12 protein-coding genes are annotated in these 12,762 nt (G+C 65.4%); 4 read left to right on the top strand and 8 right to left on the bottom strand.

What is annotated here, in order from left to right; all coding sequences use genetic code 11:
• Positions 1–26 precede the first annotated feature (26 nt).
• The 3 genes from METLW4_RS26540 to hemN all read right to left on the bottom strand — a co-directional run bounded on the left by METLW4_RS26540 (position 27) and on the right by hemN (position 2,924).
• Entirely contained in the window at positions 27–518 is a 492-nt protein-coding gene (locus METLW4_RS26540; RefSeq protein WP_018266572.1) for a bactofilin family protein, read from the bottom strand.
• 44 nt (positions 519–562) lie between these two features.
• Positions 563–1,303, bottom strand: a complete 741-nt coding sequence (locus tag METLW4_RS0112590; RefSeq protein WP_018266573.1) for an ATP-binding protein — start codon at positions 1,301–1,303, stop codon at positions 563–565.
• A 274-nt stretch (positions 1,304–1,577) separates the two neighbouring features.
• Entirely contained in the window at positions 1,578–2,924 is a 1,347-nt protein-coding gene (gene hemN, locus METLW4_RS0112595; protein WP_018266574.1) for an oxygen-independent coproporphyrinogen III oxidase, read from the bottom strand.
• Positions 2,925–3,328: 404 nt separating this feature from the next.
• Here hemN and METLW4_RS0112600 point away from each other — a divergent pair, with 404 nt between their 5' ends.
• Complete coding sequence (locus tag METLW4_RS0112600; RefSeq protein WP_026191466.1) at positions 3,329–3,709, top strand: AprI/Inh family metalloprotease inhibitor; 381 nt, start codon at positions 3,329–3,331, stop codon at positions 3,707–3,709.
• A gap of 133 nt (positions 3,710–3,842) precedes the next feature.
• On the opposite strand, the gene METLW4_RS0112605 is transcribed toward METLW4_RS0112600, so the two are convergent.
• From METLW4_RS0112605 to METLW4_RS0112615, 3 genes are all read right to left on the bottom strand, one after another.
• Entirely contained in the window at positions 3,843–4,250 is a 408-nt protein-coding gene (locus METLW4_RS0112605; protein ID WP_018266576.1) for a hypothetical protein, read from the bottom strand.
• A gap of 141 nt (positions 4,251–4,391) precedes the next feature.
• Entirely contained in the window at positions 4,392–5,123 is a 732-nt protein-coding gene (locus tag METLW4_RS0112610; RefSeq protein WP_018266577.1) for an arginyltransferase, read from the bottom strand.
• Between the two features lie 118 nt (positions 5,124–5,241).
• Positions 5,242–5,703 carry an RDD family protein gene (locus METLW4_RS0112615; RefSeq protein ID WP_018266578.1) on the bottom strand — a complete coding sequence of 154 codons (462 nt, stop codon included), beginning with the start codon at positions 5,701–5,703 and terminating at the stop codon, positions 5,242–5,244.
• Between the two features lie 277 nt (positions 5,704–5,980).
• Between METLW4_RS0112615 and METLW4_RS0112620 the strand changes: the two genes are divergently transcribed.
• Entirely contained in the window at positions 5,981–6,241 is a 261-nt protein-coding gene (locus METLW4_RS0112620; RefSeq protein WP_018266579.1) for a DUF2312 domain-containing protein, read from the top strand.
• Between the two features lie 103 nt (positions 6,242–6,344).
• Positions 6,345–8,024, top strand: coding sequence for an outer membrane beta-barrel protein (locus METLW4_RS0112625; RefSeq protein WP_018266580.1), 1,680 nt, complete (start codon positions 6,345–6,347; stop codon positions 8,022–8,024).
• On the opposite strand, the gene METLW4_RS0112630 is transcribed toward METLW4_RS0112625, so the two are convergent.
• Positions 7,996–9,261 carry an O-antigen ligase family protein gene (locus METLW4_RS0112630; RefSeq protein WP_157235102.1) on the bottom strand — a complete coding sequence of 422 codons (1,266 nt, stop codon included), beginning with the start codon at positions 9,259–9,261 and terminating at the stop codon, positions 7,996–7,998. The genes METLW4_RS0112625 and METLW4_RS0112630 overlap by 29 nt on opposite strands.
• A gap of 203 nt (positions 9,262–9,464) precedes the next feature.
• On the opposite strand from METLW4_RS0112630, the gene mgtA reads away from it, so the two are divergent.
• Positions 9,465–12,074: a magnesium-translocating P-type ATPase gene (gene mgtA / locus METLW4_RS0112635; RefSeq protein ID WP_051079675.1), complete on the top strand. Its 2,610-nt coding sequence runs from the start codon at positions 9,465–9,467 to the stop codon at positions 12,072–12,074.
• A gap of 74 nt (positions 12,075–12,148) precedes the next feature.
• Here mgtA and METLW4_RS0112640 read toward each other — a convergent pair whose 3' ends face one another.
• Positions 12,149–12,739: a 5-formyltetrahydrofolate cyclo-ligase gene (locus METLW4_RS0112640; protein ID WP_018266583.1), complete on the bottom strand. Its 591-nt coding sequence runs from the start codon at positions 12,737–12,739 to the stop codon at positions 12,149–12,151.
• Between the last annotated feature and the right edge of the window lie 23 nt (positions 12,740–12,762).

Consider the following 12,762-nt stretch of genomic DNA (forward strand, 5'->3'; position numbering starts at 1 on the left):
TGTCCCGAGCCTCGCGGCTCCGAACGTCAGGCCTTGCGGCGATCGCGCAGCGCGCGCGACGAGATGCTGGTGACGGGCGCGGCGTCGGCGTCGGCGTCATTGGAGGCGACCAGCGCGGGCTTCTCGAAGCTCTTGAAGGAGGCCTTGTCGTCCTTGGCGTTCACGGGCTTGCGCTCGGAGCGGATTTCGGTCGATTCCGCCGTGCCGAACAGCACGCCGCCCTTCTCGACCTCGATCTCGCCATAGATCCACTTGCCTTCGACGCGGCCGGTGGAGCGCACGATCAGCAGCTGCTTGATGGTGATGTCCGTGCCGATGCGGCCATAAATGTCCGCGTCGGAAACGGAGATCGCGCCATTGACGACGCCCGACGGGCCGACGATCAGCTGGCTGCATGAAATCTCGCCATCGACGGCGCCGTCGACGACGATCGTGTCCTGCGCCTTGACGGAGCCGGTCAGCGTCACACCTTCTCCGATATAGACGACATTCTTTTCTTCAGGTCGGAAGTCTTTCATCACGGTGGTCTCCTTGCGTTGCGCCGTTTACCGGCTTCTTGGAATTAGATTTTCTCGGAAACGGGAGCGACATAGCTGCGTAGCCCCGCGGCCTCGAAATTGGTCCATGATCGTTCGAGCCATGTGCGCACATAGCCGCGCAGCACGAAGGAGCGCGGACGATTTTCGGCGTTGCGCGCAGGCTCGTCGAACACGAAAGCGGAAAATGGCAGCCCGGTAAGCTCCACCGCCTCATAGGCGAGCGGATCGAGACGCGGCACGACGATCTCGCGGCTCGCATCGCTCTCGCCGAGATAGCGTTCGGAGAAGTGGGCGTTCTCTTGAAAAAAGTTGGAGGCGTTGATGAAGTTCTTGACGATGCGATACTCGCATTTGCTCTTGAAGGGCTCGACCTCCTCGATCTCGGAGAGCGAGGCGACCGAAGCGCCGATGAGATGCAGCACCATCACGCGCGCCTCGCCGCGCGCGGAGGCGTCGAGCAGGCCGACATCCTCCATGAAGCGCAGCGTGCGCGTGAGCTGTCCCGCCTTTATGTCGACGATGGTGACGGCGTTGTGTTCGGTGAGGCTCTCGACGAGACGCGCCTGATGGCGCACGTCGCGAATGTCGATGATCTGCGCGATATCGGGATAGAAGCGCTTCAGCGCGCCGGTCGGCGCCTGCGTGTCATAGACTCGCACCGCGCGGTTCGCCATCTGCAGAAAATCGATCAGCAGCCGCGTGACCGTCGTCTTGCCGACTCCGCCCTTGTCGGCTCCGACCAGAACGAGCGGCGATGCGAGCATTATGCTGATTCCTCGGAATGATAGACGCGACGACGCTCGCGCGGTCTCGTGACGTGACGCAAAGAAAGCTGGGGGAATCGCCTAGGCGATAGTACTTATTTCATATTGAGACAATTCGAGGTTACGGTCGCTTTGTCAATGCCGGCCCAGGGCCGAACGAAATTGAGCCGGGGATAAGAAACATATCGGTAATATCACAAGCGATGGCGACGAGTCGATGCGTCGCGCGCATCGCTCGCAGCCGTTTTTTTTCGTTCGGCGATCGGTGCGCCGCCTACACAGCGATAGAGTGCCGAGCGGCCTTCGCTTCGAGATAGGCGTCGAAGGCGGCTGCGGCGAGACGCGCGAATGGACGGCCGCGCGGCGCGATCGTGAGACGACGTCCGTCGAGCGCGACGAGGCCTTCGTCGCGCAACGTCGCAAGGCGTGGCACGGCGTCGTCGAATGCGTCCTCGCGAAAATCATGCGCCGCGGCGATCGCGCCGAAATCCACTGAGAAATCACACATCAGCCGCTCGATCACGGCGCCGCGGGCGATGTCTTCCGCGGTGAAGGCGAGACCGCGCGAGATGGGCAGGCGCTCCGCCTCGACGGAACGGCGCCAATTGCCGGTGTCGCCGATATTGCCCACATAGCCCTGCGGCAGCCGGCCGATGGAGGAGACGCCGAGTCCGATGAGCGCATCGGCCGCGTCGGTCGTGTAGCCTTGGAAATTGCGATGCAATCGGCCTTCGCGCGCGGCCTGCGCCATCGTGTCCTGCGGCCGCGCGAAATGATCGAGGCCGATGGTCTCGAAGCCGGCGGCTTCCAGCGTCGCGCGCACCGCCTCCGCCTGCGCGAGGCGCTCATTGGCGCCGGCGAGCGCGGCCTGATCGATCAGCTTTTGATGGACCGCGAACCACGGCACATGCGCATAGCCGAACACTGCGAGGCGGCTCGGCGACAGTCCCACGGCGAGCTTCGCTGTGCGGATCACATCCTCGACGCTCTGCTCCGGCAGGCCGTACATCAGATCGAAGTTGATCGCCTCGAGCCCGGCGGCGCGCAGCAGCGAGACGCAGCGCTCCACCACCTCATAAGGCTGCTCGCGGCCGGCGGCCTTCTGCACATGGCTGTTGAAATCCTGCACGCCGAGCGACACGCGATTGACGCCGGAGGCGACCAGCGCGTCGGCGAGCGCGGCGTCGACGAGACGCGGATCGAGCTCGATCGCATGCTCGACGTCGCGGGCGATGTCGAACTGCTCGCCGAGCACATGCGCCACCTCGCGAAAGCGCGAGGGGCCGAGCATGCTCGGCGTGCCGCCGCCCCAATGGATCGAGCGCACATGGCGCGCCGGCGTCGAGGCCGCGACCAGCTCGATCTCGCGCAGCAGAGTCTCCTTATAGGAGGTCAGCGGCGCGTCCTGGCGCAGCGCCTTGGTGTGGCAGCCGCAATAGGTGCAGATCGCCGGACAGAAAGGAACATGCAGATAGAGCGACAGATTGGACTGCGACGGGAGCTCGGCCAGCCAGCGCGCGGCCTGCTCTGGCCCGATATCCGCAGAGAAATGCGGGGCGGTGGGATAGCTCGTGTAACGCGGCGCCGAACGTTCGGCGAGAGCGAGAGAGGCGCTGGTCATCTTGCCGGCTCCAGTGTGGAGGAAGGCCGCGAACCCCGGCCTTTTGCTCGAGATTAGTCCTTTGGGGCGCGAGTGGCAAAAGCGCAAGAGCGTCGCGGGGCGCGGCGGTCGAATTGTCGCGCCGCGACGGCCGGCCAATGGCCGAGATAGAGCAATTCGTTAACGCGCCTTCGGCAAATATCGGAAGCGGCAGAACTTTTGGAAACGCGCATGAAAACCCTCGACAGATCGACCGCCGACGCTTCGGCGCGCTCCGCCTCGCGACCGGCATGCGGGGAAGAGTTCTGAGAAAAGCGCGCGGGTTCCGACAGCGTCGCGCGCGTTTTTTTCGCCTCGAGGCTTTGTCGAAAGGCCCGCGCAGGGCAATATTCTTCCTCGATTCTCAATGCTCCTTGGAGCCTTCCATGTCGCTTTTTCATCGTTCTGCGAAGCTTCTCGCCTTCGTCGGCCTGACGTTCGCCGCCATAGAGGCCGCGCCCGCGACAGCGGCCGCGCCCAGCGTCGCCGGCCGCTATGCGATCCTTCGCGCCGGCGACAAGGACACGGGCTGCATGCTCACGCTCGACGATCGCGCCCATGGGCCGGGCGGCTTCCGCGCCCAGCTGGCGCCGGCCTGCCGCGACCAAGGCGTCGTCATCTTCGATCCGGTGGGCTGGTCGATGGAGCGCGGCCGCCTCGCGCTCACCGCCCGCAAGGGCCATAAAGCGCATTTCGACCTCGAGGCCGACGGGCTCTGGCGTCGCGACGCCAAGGAAGGCAAGGCGCTGACGCTGCGCCGTCTCTGACGAAAAAGGCCTCCCGGAGGGGAGTCCGGGAGGCCTGTACTCGCCGTCGCGCGAGAGGGGGCGGGGAGGCGGCGGCGGGCATCGGCGCCCCTGGCTGACCGGGCGCCGAATTCAAAGAAATCTCAGGCTCGAATCAGTTGCAGACCTGCACGCGGCGATAGGCGACGACATTGCCCCAATCGTCGAGGACGGGCTGATTGGCCGGATAGCAGCCGCCATAGCCGTAGTAGCCGTAATGGGGCTGCGCGGCGGCGCCGGCGATCGCGCCGACCGCCAGGGCGCCGAGCACGCCGGCCGCGACCGGAGCGCCCCAGCCATAGCCGCGATGGCCGCCGCGCCAGCCATAGCCGCCATAGCCCCAGCCCGGACGGCCCCAGCCGCCATGGCCCCAACCGCCGCCATGGCCCCAACCGCCGCCGTGGCCCCAGCCGCCGTGATGGCCCCAGCCGTCGGCGAGAGCCGGAGTGGCGGCGCCGATGGTCGTCGCAGCGATGACGCCGGCGACCGCGAGTGCGGCGATTTTCGTGATTTTCGCGCCCATGGACGCTCTCCTTCGCTTCCTTCGGCCGCGCCGAGCGCCGGCCGGCAATTCCCGATGACGAAGCAAAGGTTAATCGGAGGAAGCTGAACGGCGCATGGCCGCTTCGTTCATCTGGCCTTCAGGAACGCGGCGGGAAACGAATCAGCCGACGCGCTTCCAGCCGTCCATGCCCAGCCGCTCCTGCGGCAGGAAGCGGGCCTTATAGGCCATTTTGCGGGAGCCATCGACCCAATAGCCGAGATAGAGATGCGGCAGCGCGGCGCGGCGAACCCGTTCCACATGGTCGAGAATCATGAAGGCGCCGAGCGAGCGCTCGTCCATCGACGGATCGTAGAAGGAATAGACCATCGACAGGCCATCGGCGAGATAGTCGGTCAGGCAGCAGGCGACCAGCCGGCCCGGACCGCCATTCTCGGCGGGCATGCGATATTCGATCAGCCGCGTCTCGACATGGCTGTCCTCGACCATCATCTGATAGTCGACCATGCTCATATCGGCCATGCCGCCGTCATTGTGCCGCGCGCCCACATAGGCGCGGAAGAGCGCATATTGCTCGCTCGCCGCATGGGGGCGGCGCGCCTCGGCGAAGAGATCGGCGTTGCGCCGCGCCACCCGGCGCAAGCCTTTGGATTGCTGGAACTCTTCGACCTTCACGCGCACCGAGACGCAGGACCGGCAGGTCTCGCAGGCCGGCCGATAGGCGATGGTCTGCGAGCGGCGGAAGCCCGATTGCGTCAATGTGTCGTTGAGCGCCGGCGCGCGCCGGCCGATCAAATGGGTAAACACCTTGCGCTCGTCGCGCCCCGGGAGATAGGGGCACGGCGCCGGCGAGGTGAGATAGAATTGCGGCGCGTCGCGGGGCTCTCTCGTCACGCTGTCTGGTCCTGTCGCCGAAATCGATATACCGCACGCTCCGACGCCTTCCAGCGCGGACAGACCGGGATATTAGAATCGACGCCCGCGGCGCGCCAAGATTTTTTCGCTTCGCTCCTCAATCGGCGCGGCGCAAAACGATGACGTCGGCGAGAATGTCGTGCAGGCAACGCTTGTCCGATGTGATGAAGGTGACGAGCAGCAGCGGCGGGAACAGCCAGCTCACATAAAAGAGCACGCCCTGGACGGCCGCGTTGAGGAAGGGCGCCGGCGCGCCATTGGCGAGCCGCACCTCGAGATCCATGGCGCGCATGCCCGGCGTCGCCCGCCGCCAGCCGGAGACGGTGAGGCCGTTGTAGAAGAAGGCCACCAGCGGAAACAGCGGCGGCAGCAGAAAGGCCGAGAGGCCGAAGCTCAGCACCAGCAATCCGAGCCACAGCGCCGCCGACAGCAGCGCCACGGCGAAAAAATCGAGGCAGAGGGCGAGAATGCGGCGCGTGCGCACGCCGGCCAGCGCCTCCCGCGGCGGCAGGCCCGGCGAGACCGGATAGAGGCGGCCGTCGCCGCCGGCGTCGTACATTTGCGGATCCTCTCCCCTTTTTTCGGGTTTTGCGGGCTTGATGTCGGGGGCGCGGGGGCGGGCGTCAAGCTCGGACGGGAGGAAAGCGGGGATTATTTGCGCGCGCGCTTGACGGCGACGTCCGCGGCTTGGCATGCCTCGCCTTCGTCCTGGACATGGGCGCCTGGATAGACGCGGACGCTCGGAACCGAACGCCGCGCGGCTTCGCCAGAGCGCCGAAGTTCCCCCGAGCCTTTAGGAGAAGATCATGGCCAGCAACAGGGTCGCCGCCCGAGAGATGGAGGCCAGCGCCGGGATCGATCCGACCGGCGAGGTGAATGGGGGGCATTTGCGCTCCTTCATCGAGCGCATAGAGCGGCTCGAGGAGGAGAAGCGCGCCATCGCCGACGATATCAAGGACGTCTATGGCGAGGCCAAGAGCACCGGCTTCGACCCCAAGATCATGCGCAAGATCGTCTCGCTGCGCCGCCAGGACAAGCATAAGCGCGCGGAAGAGGAAGAGATTCTCGAGCTCTATATGGCCGCGCTGGGCGACTGAGGCCAGGGTCTCGAGCTTCGCTGGTAAGCCTCCGTTAACCATAACTCCTTAACGCTCGTTTCCATCGCGCCCGCTTCGACCGGGCGTCCGCGCGAGGGAACGAGTGGCTTCCGCCAAGTTTCAGAGCCGCGCCGCGGCAACGACGCTGATCGCCCTGTCGCTGGCTGCGCCGGGGGCGGTGGCGCCTCTGCGTCCGGCAGAGGGCCAGACGCTCTCGCCCTCCTCGCTCGACATCACCCCGCTGCGCGATCTGCCGACCGTTCCCTCCATACCGGGGCCGGAAGCCGCGCCGCCCTCGGTCTTGCAGCCGATGACGCAGGAGCGCCGCGCCGCCCCGGAACTCCCCTCCGGCGCGCCCAATTACGGATTGCCGCGCGTGCGCGCGCGCCTGCCCAAGCCCAATCCGCCGCCGGCGCCTTTGAAGCCGCCGCCGCTCTCCCCCGCGCATCCGCTGCCGCCGCTCGAGGCCTATAAGACCTCCATCCAGGCGAAGGAGAAGATCAAGCGCCAGGCCAGGCTGCGCATGCGCGGCTTTCGCGGCGCGCTGGACTTGCCGGCCGAGCGGCCGCCGCCGCCCAATGTCGCGCTTCCCGCACAAATTCCGGCGAAGCCGAAGCCTATCGTCGACCCCAATCCCTATGCGCCGCTCGGGCTCGGCGTCGGCTCGCTGCGGCTCTACCCCTATGCCGAGCCGACCTATGGCTATGACACCAACCCGAATCGCCTGACCTCCGGCTACCAGGGCTCGAAATATTTCCGCATCGACGCCGGCCTGCGGCTGCGCTCGGAATGGAGCCGCGACGAGATTCAAGGGAATCTGCGGCTCGGCTATGTGGATTATTTCAGCGTCGACAACGCCGATCGCCCCGATGGCGTCGGCGATGTCTTCTATCGCTGGGACGTCGCCCGCGACACCAAGGTGAAGTTCGAGGGTAAGTTCACGCTCGATTCGCAGCGCCCGGGCGCGCCCGGCCTCGTCACCAGCCTGCCCAATGTCACCGTCGTCAATCGGCCGCTCATCGTCTCGCTGGGCACGGCGGCCGGCGTGACGCAGAGCTTCGGCCGGCTCGATGTGACGATGCGCGGAACCTTCGATCGCTGGATATTCCAGAACGCCTATTACAACGACGGCTCGACGCTCAATCTGATGAGCACGAGCTATAATGATCCGGGGATCAATCCGCGCATCTCCTATGAGCTCACGCCATCGATGAAGCCCTATCTCGAGGCGACGCTCGACAAGCGTGTCCACGACAGCTGGCTCGACCCTTACGGCTATGCGCGCGACAGCACCGGCGTCTCCGGCCGCGCCGGCACGACATTCAAGATCACCGATCTCGTCACCGGCGAAGCCTCCGGCGGCTATGCGCAGCGCGATTACGCCGATCCGCGCCTGCCGCGCCTGCGCGGGCCGCTCATCGACGCCGCCATCATCTACACGGCGACGCCGCTCACCACGGTGACGCTGCGCGCCGGAACGACGCTCTCCGAGACGACGCTGCAAGGCGCGGCCGGCGTGCTCTCGCGCAATGTCACATTCGATGTGACTCATGCGATGTTCCGCAATTTCACCATCACCGCCACCGGCAGCTACCAGACCAACAACTACCAGGGCGCGGACACGTTCGAGCAGGTCGGCACGGCGGGCGTGAAGCTCGAATACAAGCTCACCCGCTCCATCTCGATCAAAGGCAGCTATTTCTGGCAGCGCCTCGTCAGCTCGACGGCGAATTCCAACTTCACCGCCAATGTCATCATGGGCGGGCTTCGCTTCGAGCCATAGCAGCGTTGCGCTCGGCCCATTTCACGCGGCCGACCTCGAGGCCCCAGACAGCGCCGAGATAGATGAAGAAATAGCGCCAATGGTCGATGTCGATCTGCAGCGCCTGCAGAAAGAACACGAACATCGCCGACCAGATGAGCTGCCCGTGCCGCAGATAGGGCGAGCGCTTCAGCGACAGGCGGAAGCCGACGAAAGTCGTCGTCAGCACCAATCCGAGAAAGGCGAAGCCGCCGAGCCAGCCATTGGAGGCGAAGGCGTTGATGTAGCTGTTGTGCGGCTCGAGGCCGAAGGTGAGGCGAAAGCGCAGCGGACCCATGCCGTTGGGCCGTTCCACCAGCATGGGCAGCGAGCGCTTCTGATTGCCGAAGCGGCCGGTCGGGCCTTCGTCGTAATCCTGCGTCGCGGACGCGCGCTTGAAGAAGAACTCGCGCACCGAGGGCTCGGTGAGCGCCGCGCCGACGCCCACGGCGACGACGCCGACGACGGCGAGCGCCATGAAGCCGATGCGCAGGCGCATCTTGCGCGAATCGGCGGTCATCACCGACATGATGGTCATCAGCGCGATGGAGACCACCGCCGCGCCCCAGGAGCCGCGCGAGAAGGAGGTGAACAGCGCCGCGCCCGACAGCGCGAGGCCGGCGAGCGTCACCGGCCAATAGGCCCAGCGGCCGAGCAGCAGGCGCTGCACGAAATAGAGCACGCCCGGCACCATATAGGAGCCGAGCACATTGGGGTCCTTGAAAGGCGCCATGGCGCGCCCGTCGAGCGTCATCGTCGTCGGATCGCCGAAAAGGCCGGCCCAGGAGCCGACGGCGATGAGGGCCGCGAGCATGCAACTCGCCGCATAGCCGCTCATGCACAGATCGAAGCGCCGCGACGTGTTCTCCGAGAAGAACAGCATATAGAAGACGCCGGTCGTCGAGATGAACAGCGTATGCGTCATGAAGTCGACGGGATCGGGCTCGTTCCAATAGGGAATGAGCGAGATGTAGCCGCCGAGCGTCCACAGCATGAGCAGGGCGACGCCCGGCAGAACGGCGCGATGGATGCGAACGCCGCCGAGCACCCAGACGATGAGCGTCAGCAGAATGAGCCCGTCATAGGGCGAGGGCTCGATGAACACCACCGAGCCGGAAAAGGAGGTGATCCAGAACAGCGCCTCGAGCAGCCGCGGATAGTTCAATGTCCAGCGGGGCTGCTGCGCCGCCGCCGCGGCCTCGGTCATCGCTTGTCCCATATCGGAACGATCCAGGAGGTCGCGCGCCTTGGGGCGCGACGCGCGCGAGGTGAGGACGGCGCCTTGTGAATTTGCTAGCCTCGTCATGGTTAAAAAAGCGTGACCTGAGCTTGATAGCGAAGCAATGCCGCGAGCCTTCGCCGGCCCGCGATGAGACAGCCTCGCTTCTTCCGCTCCCCGCCCGACTCTGGAATTTGCAAGAGATGAACCATCGATTTTCGGCGACGCGCCTCCTGCACGAGAAGCGGCTAGACGATGCGCTGCTGCGCGCGGCGCGGGCCGACGCCGAGACGGTTCTCGCCTCCCTGCACAGCTCGCGCGCGGGGCTCGGCGCGCGCGAGGCGGCGCATCGGCTGCGGCGCGTCGGACTCAACCGCATCGCCCATGAGCGGCGCCCCGGCCTGCTGCGCGAGCTCGCCGGTCGCGCAAAAAATCCGCTCAACGCGCTGCTGCTCGCCCTCGCCGTCGCCTCTTACGCGCTCGGCGATCTGCGCGCTTCGGTCGTCATCGCCGCTATGGTCGTGCTGAGCGTCGGCCTCGCCTTCTTCCAGGAGCACCGCTCCAATGAGGCCGCCGCGCGCCTGCAGGCGATGGTGCGCACGCACGCCTCCGTGCGCCGGCCGGGCGCGCATACGGCGGATAATTTCGTCGAGGAGCCGATCGAGCGGCTCGCGCCGGGCGATATCGTGCGCCTCTCGGCCGGCGACATGATCCCCGCCGATCTGCGCCTGCTGGAGGCCAAGGATCTCTTCGTCAATCAATCGGCGCTGACCGGCGAATCCATGCCGGTGGAGAAATTCGCGCATGCCGCGCCGACCAGCGATCCTTTCGCCGCGCAAAATCTCGCGCTGATGGGCGCCAATGTGGTCAGCGGCTATGCGACGGCTATCGTCGTCGAGACGGGGCGGCGCACCTGCCTCGGCGCGCTGGCCGACAAAATGGCCGGCGCGCGCGTAGAGACGAGCTTCGACAAAGGCGTGACGCGCTTCACTTTGCTGATGGTCTTGTTCATGGCGGTGATGGCGCCGGCGGTTTTCCTCATCAATGGCGTGACGAAAGGCGATTGGCTGCAGGCCTTGCTTTTCGCCGTCTCCGTCGCCGTGGGGCTGGCGCCCGAAATGCTGCCGATGATCGTCACCGTCAATCTCGCCAAGGGCGCGATCGCCATAGCGCGCAAGAAGGTGATCGTGAAGCGGCTCGTCTCCATCCAGAATTTCGGCGCGATGGATGTGCTCTGCACCGACAAGACCGGCACGCTGACGCAGGACCGCATCATATTGAAGCGCCATCTCGACATATTCGGCGAGGATTCCGATCGCGTTCTCGAATTCGCCTTCCTCAACAGCCATTTTCAATCGGGGCTGAAAAATCTGCTCGATCGCGCCGTGCTCGAGCATCACGAATTGGCGCAGGAGCTGCGGCCCGATCACCAATTCGAGAAGATCGACGAGATCCCTTTCGATTTCGAGCGGCGCCGCCTCTCCGTCGTCGTGCGCCGCGACGACGGCCCGCATCTTCTCATTTGCAAAGGCGCGGTGGAGGAGCTCTTCGCCATCTCGTCGCGCTATGAGACGACCGCCGATTGCGGCGCGCTCGATCCCTCGCATCTCGAGGCGGCGCGGCGCGAGATGGAAGAGCTGAACGCAGACGGCTTTCGCGTCGTCGCCGTCGCCTATAAGCAGCTGCCGCAAGAGCAGGCGAGCTTTTCCATCGCCGATGAGAGCGAGCTGACGCTGCTCGGCTATATCGCCTTTCTCGATCCGCCCAAGGAGAGCGCGGCGCCGGCCATAGCGGCGCTCGCGAAATCCGGCGTCGCGGTGAAGATATTGACCGGCGACAATGACATTGTGACGCGCAAGATCTGCAAGGATGTCGGGCTCGAGGTCGGCCGCATCGCATTGGGGTCGCAGATCGAGTCGATGGGCGACGAGGAGCTGTCGACGCTGGCGGCCGAGGCGAGCGTTTTCGCCAAGCTGTCGCCGCCGCAAAAGGCGCGCGTCATCGACGCGCTGCATCGCAAGGGCCATGTGGTCGGCTATCTCGGCGACGGCATCAATGACGGGCCGGCGCTGAAGGCGGCCGATGTCGGAATTTCGGTCGACACGGCCGTCGACGTCGCCAAGGAGACGGCCGATATCATCCTGCTCGAGAAGAGCCTCGCCGTGCTCGGCGACGGCGTGATCGAGGGCCGCAAGGTCTTCGCCAACATCACCAAATATATCAAGATGGGCGCGAGCTCCAATTTCGGCAATATGTTCAGCGTGCTCGGCGCGAGCGTGTTCCTGCCCTTTTTGCCGATGACGCCGATCCAGGTCGTCACCAATAATCTGCTCTATGATTTCTCGCAGACGGCGATCCCGACCGACAATGTGGACGAGGAATATCTCGCGCGGCCGCGCCGCTGGGACATAGACAATATCGCAAAATTCGTGCTCTTCATCGGGCCGATCAGCTCGATCTTCGATTATGCGACCTTCGCGCTGATGATCTACGGCTTCGGCGCCTTGGCCGATCCGGCGCTGTTTCAGAGCGGATGGTTCGTCGAATCGCTGCTGACGCAGACGCTCATCATCCATATCATCCGCACGGCGCGGATACCCTTCATCGAGAGCCGCGCGAGCAATGCGCTGCTGCTGACGACGCTCGTCATCTGCCTTATCGGCGCAGCGCTTCCTTTTTCGCCGATCGCCGGCGTCTTCGGCTTCACGCCATTGCCGCCGCTCTATTGGCCGGCGATTTTCTCATTCCTGATCTGCTATTCGGTGCTGGCGCATCTGGTGAAGAGCTGGTTCGTGAAGAAATGGGGAATGTGACGAGCGTGAAGTCATTCGCATAATCTCGGCGCGCGATTCCTTCGCATCGAGATTCGGCCGAACGCGTCGACGCCTCACGAAAACGCGATCAGCTCCCGCTCCGTCAGCAGAAAATCCAGCTTCTGATCGTGCGGCTCGGTGGGCACGGAATCGGTCTCCTGGCAGGCGTAGGCGACGCCGACGGCGACGATGCGCTTCCTGGCGCGCAGCTGCGCGAGCGTCGCGTCATAGATGCCGCCGCCATAGCCCAGCCGATAGCCCTTGCGGTCGAAGGCGGCGAGCGGCGAGAAGACGATGTCGGGATCGAAGGCGGGCTGTGTCTCGGCCGGCTCGGAGAGGCCGAAGGGGCCTTTCACCAGATCGTCGCCGGGCGTGAAGGCGCGAAAGATCAGCGGGCGCTTCACCGCCGTCATCACCGGCAGAGCGGTGGCGATCTTCGCCGCCGCCAAAGTCTCCAGCAGCGGGCGCGTGTTCAGCTCGCTGCGGATCGGCCAATAGACGGAGACGACCTCGCCGGTCGCTTCGGCGCGGTGCGCGAATCGGCGCACCAGCGTCAGCGCGCGCTCGGCGACGGCGAGCGAGGCGGCGTGGGCTTCCTCATGAGAGACGAGATCGCGGCGGGAGAGCGTCCGCCGGCGCAGTTCGGTCTTGGCGTCGACGGTCATTGGGGCGTTGTTTCGTCCGAAAT

Source organism: Methylosinus sp. LW4 (assembly GCF_000379125.1).
GTDB lineage: Bacteria > Pseudomonadota > Alphaproteobacteria > Rhizobiales > Beijerinckiaceae > Methylosinus.